Source organism: Gemmatimonadota bacterium (assembly GCA_040882465.1).
Classification (GTDB): Bacteria; Gemmatimonadota; Gemmatimonadetes; order Longimicrobiales; family Gaopeijiaceae; genus JBBEBG01.
The window spans coordinates 133,801-149,663 of sequence record JBBEBG010000009.1; the positions used below are offsets into that span (position 1 = coordinate 133,801).

The following is a 15,863-nucleotide window of genomic DNA, read 5'->3' on the forward strand; positions in this document are numbered from 1 at the left end:
GGGTAGCGGCCCGCGGCCTGTTCAGACATCGGGCCGCCCGCGAGGCGTTTCAGCTGAAACGTCGGTCCCTCGATGCGACCTGTGATCCCCCCCGACCGTGTGGCCGGGCTCGAACGGGCCGCGCTTCGGGCTTGGCCGGCGAGCGAGTCCGAGTCCGTGTGCGGATGGGAAGTGCGCTTTTCGGACGGATTCACGAAACGCGCGAACTCGGTCCAGCCCATCGGGGCCGCGCAATGCGGTCTGAAGGAAGCGGTGTCCGGCTGCGAGGAGTGGTATGCCCGCCGGGGCCGCCCGTGCATCTTTCGCCTGACCCCCCTCACTAATCCGGAGGTCGAGCCTTACCTGACGGAGGTCGGGTACCGGCTCCTCGAGCCCACCTCGGTGATGCATCTCGCTCTCCGTGAGGTCCCCGAGGACCCGATGCTTCGCGAGCCCGATCTAGAGGAGTGGCTCTCGCACTTCGCGCGCATGAGCGGCATGACGGATGACCCGCCTCGCGCGCTGGGCGAAATCATCCAGCGAATCGAACCGCCCCGATTGCTCGCCGCACTCCATGCAAAGGAGGTGAGGCATCCGGTGGCTTGCGGGATGGCCGTGCTCGAGAACGATCGAGTCGGACTGTTCGATCTCGTCACGAGTCCGGAACACCGGCGCCGTGGGTTCGGCACGGAGCTGGTGCGGGCATTGCTCGGTTGGGGATTTGCGCACGGGGCGAGAGAGGCCTACCTCCAAGTCGTTCGAGCGAATGTGGCCGCGTGGAGCATGTACGAACGGCTCGGGTTCGCCTTCGCGTATGACTACCGGTATCTGATTCGTGAGCTGGGTGCGGTGCCCACGTTCCCTGAGCCCGCCTGACTCCGAATAAACCATTCTCCTCCCCATCTCGTCATAGGAAGTAGCCACCCATGAACTGAGAACCCGTGACGGAAATCGGAGGGAGAGCGAATGAGAGCGCTCGCGTCTTCAGTCTTGCTCCTCATGACCCTCGGTCCCTTCCCCCTCTCCGCACTTCAGAGTCCCGCCCCAGTCATCCCTCCGACCGTCACGGTTTCGGCTTCCCGCACCGACGCTCCGCCTTCGATCGATGGTCTCGCGAGCGACCCCATCTGGTCCGTCGCGACGCGGATCGGCGGCTTCACGCAGGTTGAGCCGGACGAGGGAGCGGCTCCTTCGCACCCCACTGAGTTTCAGGTAGCCTACGACGCGGACAACCTCTATGTGCTCGTGCGCGCCTTCGACCCCGACCCGGACAGCATCCTCCGGGCCCTCAGCCGGCGGGACGTGCGCGGGCCGTCGGATCAGATCCTCGTGGCGGTGGATTCGTACCACGACCGCCGCACGGGTTACGAGTTCGCGGTGAACCCGGATGGGGTGAAACGAGACAACACCATTTGCAACGACGGGAATCGCGACTCGTCCTGGGACGGGGTCTAGGAGGTCCAAACCTCGATCCACGAAGAGGGATGGACCGCCGAGTTTCGCATTCCGCTCTCTCAGCTTCGTTATCCAGACGCGCCCTCCCACACCTTCGGACTCGGCGTCTTTCGAGAAATCGAGCGCTACAAGGAACGGGTGAGCTGGCCCGCCCTCAGCCGGAACCGGCCGGGTTTCGCATCTCAGCTCGGGACTCTCGGGGAGCTCCAGGGGCTCAACAGCTCGCGCACGCTGGAAGTGACCCCCTATCTCGTCGCGAGGAGCGAAACGGAGGCGTTGGGGGCCAGTGACTTCGGACGGGCGCAAGCCTTCGACGTCGGAGCCGACCTGAAGGCGAGGATCAACGCCCCACTGTTCGAAAGTGAACACCCGTGTCCGAGACCGGTCATCTCCAGGACGCACCGTACGTCGAGAAGTCCGGGCAGCGATGGGGGTTTTCCCCGAGGGGTGAGGTCCACCGTTCGTGGCACGCTTCTTACACCGAGATTGATTTCGGAGGATACGCGCGGTTCGCGGTCCCTGGCCTCTCCTCGTAGGAGATTTGCGTGGCCCAATCCCCAAAGCCATCCCCCTCCACGGCCTTCGTCAGACGGGCGCTCTCGGGCGTCTCGATGGACCTTCGCCAGGCCCTCCGGATCCTTGTGCGAAGACCGGGATTCACCGCCGTGGCCGTCGCCACGCTTGGACTCGGCGTCGGCGTTTGTACGGCCGTCTTCAGCGTGCTCGACGGGGTGGTCTTCCGGCCGCTTCCGTACGAGGGGTCCGATCGGATCGTGCGGGTGTGGGAGACGTATCCGGAGTGGAGAGGCCGACCGATTCTCCAGGACAGCTGGGACCGGATCGCGCTCGCATGGACGGACTACGATGCCTGGCGAACTGGACAACGCACCTTCGAAACGGTGGCGGCCTACGATGCGGTAGAGATGGTCACCCTCGGAAGTGGTTCCCCCGAACGCCTCTCCGTGGGGCTCGCCTCCGTCTCTTTGTTTCCCCTCCTGGGAACGCGCCCGTCCGAGGGACGGTTGTTCCTGTCCGGGGAGGATGGTCCGGGCGCACCACAGGTGGCCATCGTCTCGAGCGGACTGACCGCGCGGTTGTGGGGTGCGTCAAACGAGGCGATCGGGCGGACGATCGGACTGGACGGAATTCCCTTCGTCGTGGTCGGAGTCCTGCCGCCGGAGATGCGCTTCGCCGCCGCGGCGTCGGATCCCCCCGACCTCTGGATTCCTTTGGGCTCGACTTCGACTCCTCTGAGTGAAGAAAACCACTTCCTGTCGGGGGTGGGGAAACTGCGGGACCCCGTCGAACTGGAGATGGCGCTCCAAGAGACCGAGGTCCTTCTTCGCCGGGGTCGCTCACCGGAGACGCTCGGTGCCCGGATCGTTCCCCTTTATGATGTCGTCGTCGGAGAAGCCCGGCCCCCGCTCCTCCTTCTCATGGGAGCGGCGGCGTTTTTGCTCCTCATGACATGCGCCAACGTCGCCGCACTTTTCGCCGGCGAATCCGGTTCCCGTGAACGAGAAGTCGCCACGAGAACCGCGCTCGGGGGAAGACGAGGGCGAATCCTGCGCCAGCTCCTCGTCGAGACGCTCGTCCTCTGCTCGCTGGCGGTGGCGTGCGGCGTCGTCATCGCGCAGGGGCTTACGACGGGGTTGGTACTGCTCGCCCCGCCCGAGTTGCCCCGACTGGATGAAGTCGTGGTAGACGGGCGCGTCCTCTTCTTCTCGGCCGGTGTAGGGGTGGCGATCGCCCTGGTGTTTGGGCTGTTGAGGTCGGCGGCTTTATCGCGAGTGCCCCCTCTGACGCTGCTCCAGCAAGGTGGGCGCCATTCGGTTCGGGGTCGGGGCCGCTCCCATGCGACGCTCGTGGGAGTCCAGCTCGCGCTCGCCACGCTCCTTCTCACGGCCGCGACACTGTTGGGTCGGAGCCTCTTGCAGGTCGCGGCTCTGGAGCCCGGTTTTTCGACGGATCGGCTGCTCACGGCCCTGATCGAGATTCCGGAGAGCCGTTACCCCGAGTCGTTCGAGGTCACCCAGTTCTTCGGACGTCTGCAATCGCGGCTCGAATCCGAGGCCACGGTCTCCGCGGTCGGAGGGATCTCGACGGTGCCCTTCTCGGGGCGGATGGAAACGACGTCTGTCCGTCCCGATGGCCTATCGCCCGATGAGCCGAGCCTGGAGGCCGAGCGGCGGGTGATCCTCCCCGGGACCCTCGAGGCGCTTGGGGTGCCCCTGGTCACCGGTCGCCTCGGTCCGGTGTCGTCCGATGTTCCGACGGTCGTCGTGAGCGAGGCCCTGGCCCGGCGGTTCTGGCCCGATGGATCCGCCCTCGACGGCGGCATCGCGCTCCGAGACCGGCGTTACTCGGTCGTGGGCGTCGTCGGAGACCTTCGGGATCGCGATCTCAGGGAGGTGTCTGAAGGGGCGTACTACGTACCCATAGACCTCGCGCGCGACGGACCGCCACGGCGGATGCACTTGGTTGTCCGCACGGTAGGGAACGCGGCGGACGGGGAAGCCCTCCTCAGGGCCGCGGTGGCCGAGCTCGATCCGGAACTCCCCGTGAGCGAGGTGTCCACCATGGACGGGTTGATCGGCCGGTCGCTCGCCTCGGAGCGGTACCGCACGATCATGATCAACGTTTTCTCGGCGGTGGCGCTCCTACTCGTCGCCGTGGGAATCTTCGGCGTGACACTGCGCTCGGCCGTGCACAGGCGCAGGGAGCTCGCGGTTCGGGCGGCGCTGGGCGCGACCCCGCGGGACCTCATGGTGCATTCGCTCGTGCCGACTCTCCCGGCGGCCGCGATGGGAATGGCCGTCGGCTTGGTTCTCGCCCTGGCCGGCGCGCCTCTTCTCACGCGGTTCCTCGACGGACTTCCTCCGCGGGACCTTCTCTCGTACCTCCTGAGCGCGACCCTCCTCCTTTCGGTGACCGTCGTCGCGGCGTGGCTCCCCTCCCGGAAGGCCGCGCGCTCGACGATCGTGGCGGCCCTCGCCGAGGAGTAAGGGCCGGTACAAGCGTCTCCCCAGGCGTCCACCCCGCTACTTCGCGATCCGCCGCACCACTTCCCGGAACCCGAAACCCACCGCGAGGATCAGCGCCCCCGTCGCCATCGTCCGGACGGGCAGCGAGAGGGCGAGGATCCCGCAGATGACCAGCCCGACGATCGGGACGACCTGCGGATATAGCCGGAAGTCGGAGGGCAAACGAAGCGCCGCCACGTTCGCGATCCCGTAATAGACGAGGATGCAGAAGGAGGCCGCGGCGGCGAGTCCCTGGAGCGTTCCGGCCGCCACCAGCGCCGCGGCGATGACCCCCACGAGGATCACCGCGCGGTCCGGAATTCCACGGCGGGGATGGACATGTTCGAGCGTCCGAGGAAGGTCACCCCGACGCGCCATCGCGAACGACATCCGCGAAAGGCTCAGGATCTGCGAGAGGGTGACGCCGAGCATCGCCGCGATCCCTCCCACGGAGACGACACCCGCGAGAACCCTGCCCCCGGCCGCCTCCGCCGCCACTTGAAGGGGCGCGGCCGAATCGGCGAGAGCGGGAGCGCCCACACTTCCTACGGCCACCAGGGCGACCGCTCCGTACAAGACGACCGCGCCCGCGAGGGTGATGACGATCGCCCGGGGAATCGTAGTCTTCGGCTCCCGCACCTCCTCGCCGAGCGTCGCGATGCGCGCATAGCCCGTATACGCGAAAAAGAGAATCGCCGCCGACTGAAGGACGGCGGCGGGGCTCTCGGGGAGGAAGGGGCGGAGGCGCGCGGAGTCGAAGGAGAAGGCACCGGCGAAGGAAAAGAGGAGGAGGGCACCCACGGACATGGAGACGATGAGCAGGTTGATCCGGCTCGTGCGCTTGACGCCGAACAGGTTCAGCGCGGTGAGAAGGACCACGAATCCGAAGGCGACGACGCGGGGCGGAAGGCCGGGAAGGATCCACTCCAGGTAGCCGGCCAGCCCCAGCGCCACCGTCCCCGCCGCTGCGATCTTGCTCGCGAGGAACATCCACCCGGCGGCGAACCCCGCGGCCGGAGTGAGGAGACGGTACCCATATTCGTAGGTCCCGCCGGACTCGGGATACGCGGCAGCGAGCTCGGCGGAAGAGAGGGCGTTGGCCGTAGCCGGGATCGCGGCGAGCGCCAGCCCGAGAACCATGGCCGGACCCGCGATCCCCGCGGCCACGCCGGTGACGACGAAGATGCCGGCCCCGACGATGGCCCCGAATCCGATGCCGACCGCGTCGAGGAGACCGAGGCTCCGCGGAAGCTTTTCGCCCCGAGGACCCGATCCCGGGCCCGAAGCTTTCGGATCCCCGCTCAAGGGGCCCGAAGCGAAGCGCTCATCCGTCGTCCGCGGCCTCCACGATCACCTTGGCACGCATCCCTTCGTGGCCTCCACCGCAGTACACATGGCAGATCACCAGATGTTCGCGGACCTCCGTGAAGGTGTGGGTCGCCTCTGCGATTCCTTCGGGGAAGACGTCGAAGGCCACCGGAGTGGCCTCGATCATGAAGCCGTGGGGCTGATCGCGCGAAGTCAGCTTGAAGATGACCTCCGCACCCACGGGGACCCGGATCTCGGTCGGCTCGAAGCCCAGGTCCGAAGCGTAGATCACGGCCTCAAACCGGCCCGGCGCCACCTGGCGGACGCCTGGTTCCCCCATGCCCGGGGGCGGGGCCAAGAGCTGGGGGAGCGGTGCCTCCGTTGGCGGCATAACTTCGGACACCACCTCGGGCTCCGGTGCGGGGCTCTCTCCGCCGCAGGCGCCGAAGAGGACCGAAGACGCAAGGACGGCCGCCCCCCGTGAAAACGCCGGCGCAAATCTAGAGATCTTCGCCCTCATCGTATCTCCTCAGGCCTTTTGGGTCGTCGGCCGGACTTTCGCGGGAACCGAGTCGTCGAAAAGGACCGGTCCCTCCCCCTCCAGCACCTCTCCGACCAGCTCACGGATTTTCTCGCGAACTTCCCTGAGCGCTTGAGTCCCCGCCGGAGTCGCACGGTAGTACTTGCGGACCCTTCCTTCGACGACACGTTCCTCCTGCGCCAGGAACCCCGCCTCCTCCATTTCGTGGAGGAGTGGGTACAAGGTGCCGGGGCCGACTTCGTACCCGTGACGGCGCAACTCGTCCATCATGGCGAGGCCGTAAATGGGGGCCTCCGCCGCGTGGTGCAGAACATGGATCCGGATGAATCCGCCAAAGAAGCCGTGTAGCATTCCCGAAGAAGCCGGCCTTCGTTATCGTAATTCGATATCGCACCTCGATATTACACGAGTTCGCCACCCCACGTCCAGTCCGAGACGAGTCGCGCGCGTATGAACACGATCCATCGCCTCATCCTGGACTCCGCCTCGGTCCTCACCCTTCTCCTCGTCGCGTGCGGCTCGGGAGACGAGGGCTCGGGGCAGGCCGGGGGTGCGGTCCCGAGCCGTCCGGGCAACCTGGGCGAGGTCCTGCAAGTGCGTGGGGATACCGTCGAGGTCAAGATGGACGAATACATATTTGGATTCGCCGTGGACACGATTCCCGCGGGCCGGGTGGTCTTTCACATCCAGAACCTCGGATTCGAGCACCACAACCTCGACTTCCATCTGGGCGACTCGGTCGTCTACGAGATGGACGAAGACATAGATCCTGCGCAGTACCGCTTCCTCGAGCTCACGCTCGAACCCGGCGAATACGAGGTCATCTGCACCATCGCCGGGCACGATGGGAAGGGGATGGTGGAGACGCTGGTGGTCGTGGCGAGGGACCATGGGGGGTGAAGGGCCGCGCCGAGGTCACTCATCGGTTTCCAGCCCCACCATCTTTAGGAGCAACAGGGCATTTCGGGAAGTCGCCGGCCCTGGTCTGAGTAGGTAATCGAACTCCAGCGTTCGCACGCCGTCCCGCTCGACGACCTCCTCTCGGAAATGAACGTCCACGGCCTGGCGCTCCAACTCAGGAGTCGCAGCGAGCCGGAGGTCGTGCGTCGTGATCGCCCCGACGGCGGCCGTTCGAACCAGGTTACCGAGGACGATTCGCGCTGCGATACGACGCTCCGCCGAGTTCGTCCCCTGAAGAACCTCGTCGAGCAGGTACAAGGCAGGGCCCGCGCGTGCCGCGTCCACGACCCGCTTGAGACGCTGAAGCTCCGCCAGGAAGTAAGAGACACCGCTCTCGAGACTGTCTCGCACGCGCATCGCACACCACGGGAGGAGGGGTCTCGTTCTCATCCGGTCGGCCGCAACGGGCGCGCCCATGAGAGCGAGAATCTGGTTGACCCCAATGGCTCGGAGGAGAGTCGTTTTTCCGGCCATGTTGGAGCCAGTCACCAGGAGCAGCCGGCCTGGCGGGGGGACCTCGACGTCGTTTCGAACACATCTCTCCGGAGCCAACAGAGGGTGTCCCAAGGCATTCGCCCGGATTCCTCCGGAGGGTTCGCCAACGAACTCCGGGAAGGTCCAGTCGGGATGGTCGTGTACCATTCCGCCCAATGCGGCTAGGACTTCAAGCTCGCCCACCGTCGGAAGCCATCGTACGGACGCCGCCGCATGCTTCGCGTGCCAACGCTCCAGCGAATGGAGCACGTGCACATCCCACGAAAAGAGGGTCACCAACGGGAAATGGGTGAGCGAGGAGTGCCGCACCCGGGAGGTGTCCACGATACGGATCAGCCCCTCAATGGCGCGCACCGCGCCCGGCGCCGGCTCGCCTACACTCCGTCTGAGCCGGTCAAGGAGAGTGACTCCCTCCGGCAGTTGAGCGGCGAGCGCCAGTTGGGCCGACCAGATCCGGAGATCTCCCTCACCTGACTCCGCCGCGGCAAAACGAATCGCTGCCTGGGGGCCAACCACACGGTGCACGGCGTGGGCCGCCAAGGCCCCGAGAAGGGGGAGGACGCCCGGCGTGACGCCGAGGAACCAAGTCACCGCACTCAGAGGAGTGACGATCGCGAGGACGCTACCCGCATAGAGGCAGAAGCGATGCTGGTCGAGCCAGGTGGGCTGCGTCAACCATTCCACGAACCGTGAGGTATCGTCGGCTCGCGCTCCCCCTTCCCTCTCCCTCGCGGCGCGCTCGACGCCCTCGCGAATATCCCAGTGCTCGGCGAGTACCTTCACTGCCTCCTGCCGTTCGAGGAGCGACTCCAACCAACCCGGCCCCGGGAATTGGCGCGGAACTCGTGGCTCGGACTCGACGCGCGCGAGCAGCTCCGATGCCTCCGAAGGAAGAGGCGCAAAGGGATCGAGGAGTAGTCGCGCGAGCACGGCCCGCCCGGGAACTGTCCCCACGCGGCCGATGAGGCGAGAGAGGGAGGCCGGTCCTACGAGGTCCAAATCATCCGCGGACGGATGATCGTGGGGAGCGGCGAGCACGGGAGCCGAAGGAAGGAGGTCCCAATTCCGGTCCAGGCGCGCCAGGGCTTCTCTATTCAGCGTCTCCCGTAGGCGTGCGACGCGGAGCTCCTTTCCCGCGCCTCGATACCGACTTACGAGAATGAAGAACAATACCCCGGCCACCGAGGCGCTGCCGATCAGTACCGTCCACCACTCTCGCGGTGAGGTCTCCATCAGGAAGAGGAAAACGACGGCCCCCAAGAACGCGGCAACCCGATAGCGGCCGATGCGGACCAGCCGTCGCTCCAGCCGCTCGGCGTCCGTCCGGGCCTGTGCCTCGTGCGCCAAGTAGGTTTCTTTCGGGCCCGTCGCATGAAGGAGATCCAGCGATCACTCCTCGGCCATCTGGTCGCCGAACCATCGTTCGAGGTGTTCGCGCTCGAACTCGCCCTTCTCGGCGGCCTGTGCGGTGCTCGGCCCGGCGATGGTGACGATCGGCTCCGGGGTGGCGTACCAGTCGCCGTCCACCCGGGCGGCCGATTGTGTGCCGAGCTCGACGGGGCAGAATGCCTTGCCGTCGAACGGCGGCGGCGGCCCCTGGCCGGAGACCTCCGCGGCGATCGCACGGGCGACACTCAGCCCCTGCAGTTCCGCCATGACGCCGGCCTTGGGGAAAGGCAGCCCGTTGGCAAGCGGAATCAGGGTGACGTCGCCGACCGCGTAGACGCCTTCGTACGAGGTTTTCAGCGTGCCGGCGTCCACGGCGATCCAGCCGTGCTGGGCGGCGAGCCCGCTTCGGGAGACCACGTCGGGCGCCCGGTGCGGCGGGACCGCGACCAGCAGATCGAACAGCTGTTCGCCACCATCGGCGAAGGTGACGCGTCCAGCTTCGATGTGTTCCACTTTCGCCCCGACGTGGCTCGTGATGCCGTGTGCGTCCAGCTGCGCGGCCATCCAGTCGGAGCCCGCCCGGCCGGCGTTCGGCATGAGCATCGGCTGCAGGGTCGTGACGCCGAGGTCGGTGCGGTCGCGCAGGCCGCGCCTTCGGAGGTGCTCGTCCAGATGGAGCACGCATTCGTAGGGGGCCGGCGGGCACGGATACGGCGCACCCGCGACGAGGACCAGGATGCGACCGCCGTCGAAGCCGGCGAGCGCCTTGGCGGCGGCCGTCGCGCCGGCGAACGTCCAGACATCGTGTCCGTGCTCGAGAAGCCCGGGAACGAGATCGGGGCGAGACACCGCGCCGAGTGCGATCAGGAGGTGATCGCCGGCGAGCTTCCCCGCGCTAGTCTCCGCGGTGCGTCCCGAGGCGTCGATCGAAGTGATCTCGGCCTCGACGAATTCGATCCCGTGCCGCGCGAGCAGGCTGCGATGCCGGCTCCCGTCCGCGATCGTTCCGAGTCTGACGAGTTCCCACAGCTTCCGCAGCCCCATCGCGAACATAGGCTTGCGATCAACGAGCACCACGGTGTGTCCAGGGCCCAGCAGGCGCCGCAACTCGATGCCTGCCGCGATGCCGCCGAAACCACCGCCCAAAATCAATGTCCGCCCGCCCATTCGCTCACTCCGTGGCTTCGCGTAGTTCATTCGCTGAGGGGGCTCTCAATGTCGCGGCATTCGTGAAGAACTCCTACCAGGAATTCCAGGTCCAGACGTTCACGATCGCACAGGAATGAGCGCCGGACGAACTGAATTGCAGCCTGCCCGGCGGCACATCCCTCAGGCTCTCATAGACCTCAACGGCTGCGATCCACTCCAATGGAACGTGGTCCAGAGAGGGAAATCCCATGTTCTGCAATTCAAGAGCCGTGTTCGCCGGAGGACGATCGATGGACTCGACTCCGACCCTTGGGCGAGGCACGGAGTTCCCAACGTTGGCATTCATGGGCCACTCGTTGACGAAAACCAGGGTACAGTCGGCCGATGGGACGTACACGGACGGTGTGCCACGCATGTCATACTCAACCCAGAGCTCCGTCCGCTCGGAGAGATAGACCGAGAGAGAACGAGGATTAGCTGCTGTCAGAACCGCTCCCGGAAAAAACTTGCCGCGCCCCAGGAGCTGTCGTCGCCGTATCCATTCGCGGCCGGGCGTGAGCCGTGATCGGGTCACCCGAACGTCGAGAGAAGAAAGCGCAATCGGTTGTATTTGCAACTGCAAGTCTCCGAGGTCTAAGAGATCGTTCGGCGCGACCTGGGGCACCTCCCATGATCTCGGAGAGTGCCCGATCGCACCTATCGCCAACACGTGCCGTGCGACCGGCCCCATTAATTGAATGCGAAACCGCCCGTTCCCGTCGGTGAAGACCCCAGCAAGCTGTTCGTCATCCGCCGTGAGAAGCTCGACAAACGCGTTCTGAATTCCTTCGCGATCCGGATTGACGACACGACCGGAAATGGCCTGCCCCGTCGCCGCCTCCGCACCCAATGCGACGAGGGTCAACACCACGCAAAGAACTCGTGTCACGCTACGCCTCCACACGGGGGCCCGAAGCTCTCAGCTCATTACCCCGTGCGCCGCACGGAGGGTGGCGGAGGCGGGGCTACAGCGGAGGGCCGTTAGGCCTGGAGCCGGCACGCGCGAAGTCAAGCGCAGCGCGTTCTCGGTCCCGCCCGCTCGTGCCTGCCTGTTCCCTTCTCCGCATTGCAGTGTGCGGCTGTGCATTGGGCGCGCGCGGGCCTACCGTGACCTCCGTTAGCTGCACGCGCGAAGCCACAACAACGGATCGGTTCGCCCGTCCGAGCTCAATTTTGCATGCAACGAACCTTGAATCGGAGGAAGTCAGTTCGACGCCGCTCATTCTCAACAACTGGCGAAATAGTTCTGCGGCTCTCTCGCCTAGCTCCTCCGGACTGTTAATGCTGGCTCCTTGGACGTCGGCGTTCCAAGAGATCAAAGCGCGAGAGTTGAAACCACTTGTCGGAGGAATCGGTACGACCTGTACATCGTGGAGCGGCTTCTGAGCTTCTGCCGACATGGCCGCGAACACCCAAACCATGGCCAGAGTCATCGCGCGTGGCGCCATTGGAGCCTCCGATTCAAGAAAACGCATTGCGCAGGTTCCAGCCTCGCCCTACCTGACCAACCGCTTCCTCCTCGAGTATGCACGATCACGGTATCGCCAATCGTGTCTATCTGGACTTCGAGCGCGGCCCTACGTCTAGGCACCGCCACACACCCAACAACCGCAAGAACAACGAGGCCTTGAAGCGCTCGCGATCCGTGAAGAACTCGTCGTGATCACTTTGAAGGCCCTCCCCAGATGCAGCCGTAGCCGCAAGCCGACGTGGGCGAAGCGGTCTCGTGTGACGCATTCCATATGGAGCCACCCCGGATCCTGTCATTTCCCACGAGCATGACCCCACCGAAGGGCTGAGTTTCTCACGAGGATGACCCCGGGGTAGCTCGAGTTTCTCACGAGCATGACCCCACCCCCTGCCGGGCGGAGCCACCCCGGATCCAACCGCCGACGTGCCGCTTGTAATGGATTATGTAAATTACTCTATTCATTCGCGTTAGGCCATCAAACGCGGAAATTCCGCCGGTCCTGCGAACTTCCTTCCGAACTTTTGGTGGACCCCCACCTCGATCTTGTGGAAAATCACTCCGCGGCCTGCCATCCGTGCCTCTAGGGAATGAGTCCGGAGTGTCACTGCTGCCTCCACGGCCGTGGCCTGTTTCGTGCATTCCTAGTGGCCTGTTTCGTGCATTCCTAATAGTCCGGGAAGTCAATTTGGGGGGAAATGTCCACGCGCGCCCGATGGTTCCCAGATCAAGGGAGAGCCAGATGAGCACACGGCTGGCGCCGACAGAACATTTGACAGTCCTTGCAACACCGGAGAGACCTCCTGCCAGGGGTCGGATCCTGGTCGTAGAGGACGACGACGCGATGCGTCGCACGATCGCTCGCATCCTCTCCTCGGAGTGGGATGTGACGACGGTTGCGGACGGTCACGCCGCAATGGAAGCCTTCCGATCCGAGGACTTCCAGGTCGTGATCTCCGACCTCGCCATGCCGACGATGAACGGTTTGGTGCTATTGGAACAGATTCGTCGGCTCTCCGACGACATCCCCGTCATCCTCGTGACGGGGAGTCCGTCGATGGATTCGGCCATCGATGCCGTCGGGCTGCGCGCCTTCAAGTATTTGCAGAAGCCCTTCACTGCTGAGATTCTCAGAGAGACCGTACGAGACGCGAGTCACCACGCCCGCATGGCGCAGATTCGACGCGAAGCGCTCATCATCGCGAATCAGCCTGATCCCAACGGGATTCAGAAGCTGAGGGATGAGGTGGAGCGTGCGCGCCGGACGCTCTGGCTGGCATACCAGCCGATCGTGAACCGGGGAAAAGTAGTCGTCGCATACGAAGCTCTGATGAGGTGGCGGGATGGAGAGTTCAGGGGCCCGGTTGAACTTCTGGCCGCGGCGGACCAAGTGGACGCGGGAGACGAGTTGGGGAAGCAGATCCGAAGCTTGGCTCCTCAACCCTTCGTTTCACGGCCGGAGTTGCACCTCTTTCTGAATCTCGACCCGAGTCAGATTGACCGTGCTTACATCACGCGTAGGGACGATCAACTGGCCCAAATGGCTGACCGAGTGGTCTTGGAGTTGACCGAACACAGTCCCGTGAGGGGCGTTGGCAACGTCGAGGCAACGATTCTCGAGCTCAAATCCATTGGATACAGGCTTGCCGTGGATGATCTCGGCGCGGGCTATTCCGGACTGTCGTCGTTCGCTCGAATCGGTCCGCAATTCGTCAAGCTGGATCGCAATCTGGTCCATGGCGCCAGTCGTGAGGCAGAAAGACAGCGCGTCATATACGGGATCAACAAGCTTTGCCACGAACTTGGGATCCAAGTAGTCGCGGAGGGGATCGAGGACGGGAAAGATTTCGACATGCTTTTGGCCCTTGATTGCGATCTTTTTCAAGGATACTTCATCGGCAGACCGGAGCCACTTGAGTAGCCGTTCGGGTTCAGTGATCGAAGTTCTTTTCAACGACGACGAGCGCCACTAATGAGAATTCTGACAGTCTGGTATCAGAGGACCGCGATCCGGTCTGGAGTCGCATTCGTGGTCGGGACGGCCCTGGTCGCGTACGCCGGGATCGAGCAGGCACGCGAATCTCTGTTACTGGGCGCGGGCGTCGGTCGACTTTTACTCCTCACGATTTTGTTTCTCATCGGATTGGCGTTCCTCGCGTTGGGGGCATTTCGACCCCTGGCCCGCTTGAAGCCGCTCCTCGAGGCATGCAAGCGGCGGGCACGTGGTCAGCTCGACCACCGAATCGAGGTGGCCAGCGCTGACGAGTACGGAACGCTGGAGGCTTCGTTCAATGCCATGGCGGACGAGGCAAACCAGATCTTGGAAAGTGAACAGCGATTCTTTTCGCTGTCCAACACTCTTCTTTGTATCGCGGGCTTCGACGGATATTTCAGGAGAGTCAATTCGGCGTGGGAGCGAGTCCTGGGATATTCCGTCGAAGAATTGACCTCTCGACCCTGGTTAGACTTCGTTCACCCCGATGATCGAGAGCGCACCATCGCGGAGGGATCACGACTCGCGACCACGCCGGACCAAGCGCTTGAGTTCGAGAACCGGTATGTCTGCCGAGACGGTTCCGTAAGATGGTTTTCCTGGAACTGCGTGCCTGTTCCGGGTGAAGAGTTGATTTATGCCGTGGTGAGCGACATGACTCAAAAAAAGGCAGTGGAAGACCACCTTCGACAAACGCAGAAGATGGAGGCGGTCGGGAGATTCACTGCAGGGATCGTGCACGACTTCAACAACAATCTCAGCGTCATTCTTAGTAACGCCGAGCTCATCCAGGAGGCCGTGGGACCTGAGAATCAGGATATTCACGGACTCTCAAGTGACATCGTGAACGCGGCGCACCACGGGGCTGCGTTGACCCGACAGCTCCTCGGCTTCAGTCGGGAAAGCGTGCCGGTCAAAGAGAACGTGGAACCGGCCTCTTTCGTCCGGCATGAGGGCGAGGTCATTCGGCGCCTCCTTCCTGCCGCGATCGAATTGAAGCTGGTTGTCCCCGATGGCCTTCCACCCCTCATCGCCGATCGGACAGCACTTCAACAGATCCTCTTGAACCTTGTGTCGAATGCGGGCGATGCAATGCCGGAGGGCGGCTGTCTCACGATCTCGCTACGATCCGTGGAGCTCGACGACCACGACTTGGACTATCATCCGGACGCCCGCCGCGGTGCGTACCTCTGTCTCGGGGTGACTGACACCGGCGTTGGGATGGACGAGGCGACGCGCCAGAAGATCTTCGATCCATTTTTTACTACCAAGCCGACGGGCAAGGGTACTGGCCTTGGAATGACATCGACCTACGGACTCGTGCGTCAGCACAAGGGATTCGTGCATGTTTATTCCGAGGTGGGAATAGGCACGACGGTGAAAGTCTATTTCCCAGCTTCGGAGTCTCAAATCAACGCGCGTCCCCTGCAGGTCGACACGCCCGGGGTGAAAACCACGGGTACGATCCTCGTTGTCGAGGACAACGACTCCCTCAGGCGATCCGCCGCTCGAAATCTGGAGTCGTTGGGCTACTCGGTGATGACGGTAGGAAACGGCGAGGAAGCACTGGAGTTCTTCGCAGGCCGACCGGAATCGATCGACCTCGTGTTCACCGATATCGTAATGCCTCGCATGGGTGGCATCGAGCTCTTCCATAGACTTCGGGAGCAGGGTTGCAGCGTTCCCGTGATCTTCACGACCGCCGGGTATGAGGGGACCTCGCTGGTTGAAATGGCGGGGCCGGGAACAGAGTCCACCGTAGTTCGCAAACCGTGGGTGCGACATGAGCTCGCCGCAGCAATCAACCAGGCGTTTAGGTCTCCGGTGGACGCTGCCGCCAATGGAGCTGGAGTTCCCTAAGGAGCCTGATGAGCCATGACAGCGCGAAGGGTTACAGGAGAGGCGCGCTAGCGCCGGAGCCGACTCACATGTTGTGAGCGCCGAAGCGCATTATCCATGAATAGAAGAGCTGGCCGGCAACGTATTGGCATCCGTGCACGGTCGGAATACTAGTGTACCGCCTCTAAAGTTCTTAGCCCACGTTCGATCTTCTGGATGATCTCA

At 64.1% G+C, this 15,863-nt stretch carries 12 protein-coding genes; 6 read left to right on the forward strand and 6 right to left on the reverse strand.

Annotation, left to right across the window (positions count from 1 at the left end; translation table 11 throughout):
* Window positions 1-72: 72 nt before the first annotated feature.
* The 3 genes from WEG36_03530 (at window position 73) to WEG36_03540 (ending at window position 4,439) form a co-directional block, all read left to right on the forward strand.
* Window positions 73-855 (forward strand): GNAT family N-acetyltransferase, encoded by a 783-nt coding sequence (locus tag WEG36_03530; GenBank protein MEX1256672.1) that lies wholly within the window; start codon window positions 73-75, stop codon window positions 853-855.
* A gap of 90 nt (window positions 856-945) precedes the next feature.
* A complete protein-coding gene (locus WEG36_03535) occupies window positions 946-1,434 on the forward strand; it encodes a carbohydrate binding family 9 domain-containing protein (GenBank protein ID MEX1256673.1) in 489 nt (162 codons plus the stop codon).
* Between the two features lie 545 nt (window positions 1,435-1,979).
* Window positions 1,980-4,439, forward strand: a complete 2,460-nt coding sequence (locus WEG36_03540) for an ADOP family duplicated permease (GenBank protein ID MEX1256674.1) — start codon at window positions 1,980-1,982, stop codon at window positions 4,437-4,439.
* Window positions 4,440-4,475: 36 nt separating this feature from the next.
* On the opposite strand, the gene WEG36_03545 is transcribed toward WEG36_03540, so the two are convergent.
* The 3 genes from WEG36_03545 to WEG36_03555 are packed head-to-tail and all read right to left on the reverse strand — an operon-like array spanning window position 4,476 to window position 6,657.
* The gene (locus WEG36_03545) at window positions 4,476-5,762 is read right to left on the reverse strand and encodes an amino acid permease (protein MEX1256675.1); all 1,287 of its coding nucleotides are present in this window, start codon (window positions 5,760-5,762) and stop codon (window positions 4,476-4,478) included.
* A 19-nt stretch (window positions 5,763-5,781) separates the two neighbouring features.
* On the reverse strand, window positions 5,782-6,285 hold the full coding sequence (locus tag WEG36_03550) for a cytochrome C oxidase subunit II (protein MEX1256676.1): 504 nt from the start codon (window positions 6,283-6,285) through the stop codon (window positions 5,782-5,784).
* Window positions 6,286-6,294: 9 nt separating this feature from the next.
* The gene (locus WEG36_03555) at window positions 6,295-6,657 is read right to left on the reverse strand and encodes a PadR family transcriptional regulator (protein MEX1256677.1); all 363 of its coding nucleotides are present in this window, start codon (window positions 6,655-6,657) and stop codon (window positions 6,295-6,297) included.
* A 99-nt stretch (window positions 6,658-6,756) separates the two neighbouring features.
* On the opposite strand from WEG36_03555, the gene WEG36_03560 reads away from it, so the two are divergent.
* The gene (locus tag WEG36_03560) at window positions 6,757-7,206 is read left to right on the forward strand and encodes a hypothetical protein (GenBank protein MEX1256678.1); all 450 of its coding nucleotides are present in this window, start codon (window positions 6,757-6,759) and stop codon (window positions 7,204-7,206) included.
* A 15-nt stretch (window positions 7,207-7,221) separates the two neighbouring features.
* On the opposite strand, the gene WEG36_03565 is transcribed toward WEG36_03560, so the two are convergent.
* The 3 genes from WEG36_03565 to WEG36_03575 all read right to left on the reverse strand — a co-directional run bounded on the left by WEG36_03565 (window position 7,222) and on the right by WEG36_03575 (window position 11,227).
* Entirely contained in the window at window positions 7,222-9,108 is a 1,887-nt protein-coding gene (locus WEG36_03565; protein ID MEX1256679.1) for a hypothetical protein, read from the reverse strand.
* Between the two features lie 42 nt (window positions 9,109-9,150).
* Window positions 9,151-10,317, reverse strand: a complete 1,167-nt coding sequence (locus WEG36_03570; protein MEX1256680.1) for an FAD-dependent oxidoreductase — start codon at window positions 10,315-10,317, stop codon at window positions 9,151-9,153.
* 73 nt (window positions 10,318-10,390) lie between these two features.
* A complete protein-coding gene (locus WEG36_03575; GenBank protein ID MEX1256681.1) occupies window positions 10,391-11,227 on the reverse strand; it encodes a carboxypeptidase-like regulatory domain-containing protein in 837 nt (278 codons plus the stop codon).
* A 1,321-nt stretch (window positions 11,228-12,548) separates the two neighbouring features.
* On the opposite strand from WEG36_03575, the gene WEG36_03580 reads away from it, so the two are divergent.
* Complete coding sequence (locus WEG36_03580) at window positions 12,549-13,727, forward strand: EAL domain-containing protein (protein ID MEX1256682.1); 1,179 nt, start codon at window positions 12,549-12,551, stop codon at window positions 13,725-13,727.
* Between the two features lie 51 nt (window positions 13,728-13,778).
* The gene (locus tag WEG36_03585) at window positions 13,779-15,659 is read left to right on the forward strand and encodes an ATP-binding protein (GenBank protein ID MEX1256683.1); all 1,881 of its coding nucleotides are present in this window, start codon (window positions 13,779-13,781) and stop codon (window positions 15,657-15,659) included.
* The last annotated feature ends 204 nt before the right edge of the window (window positions 15,660-15,863 follow it).

Excerpts from the sequence above, each read along its gene's own strand:
- WEG36_03530 (MEX1256672.1), top strand. The coding sequence starts at position 73 with ATGCGACCTGTGATCCCCCCCGACCGTGTGGCCGGGCTCGAACGGGCC.
- WEG36_03535 (MEX1256673.1), top strand. The coding sequence starts at position 946 with ATGAGAGCGCTCGCGTCTTCAGTCTTGCTCCTCATGACCCTCGGTCCC.
- WEG36_03550 (MEX1256676.1), bottom strand. The coding sequence starts at position 6,285 with ATGAGGGCGAAGATCTCTAGATTTGCGCCGGCGTTTTCACGGGGGGCG.
- WEG36_03555 (MEX1256677.1), bottom strand. The coding sequence starts at position 6,657 with ATGCTACACGGCTTCTTTGGCGGATTCATCCGGATCCATGTTCTGCAC.
- WEG36_03560 (MEX1256678.1), top strand. The coding sequence starts at position 6,757 with ATGAACACGATCCATCGCCTCATCCTGGACTCCGCCTCGGTCCTCACC.
- WEG36_03570 (MEX1256680.1), bottom strand. The coding sequence starts at position 10,317 with ATGGGCGGGCGGACATTGATTTTGGGCGGTGGTTTCGGCGGCATCGCG.
- WEG36_03580 (MEX1256682.1), top strand. The coding sequence starts at position 12,549 with ATGAGCACACGGCTGGCGCCGACAGAACATTTGACAGTCCTTGCAACA.
- WEG36_03585 (MEX1256683.1), top strand. The coding sequence starts at position 13,779 with ATGAGAATTCTGACAGTCTGGTATCAGAGGACCGCGATCCGGTCTGGA.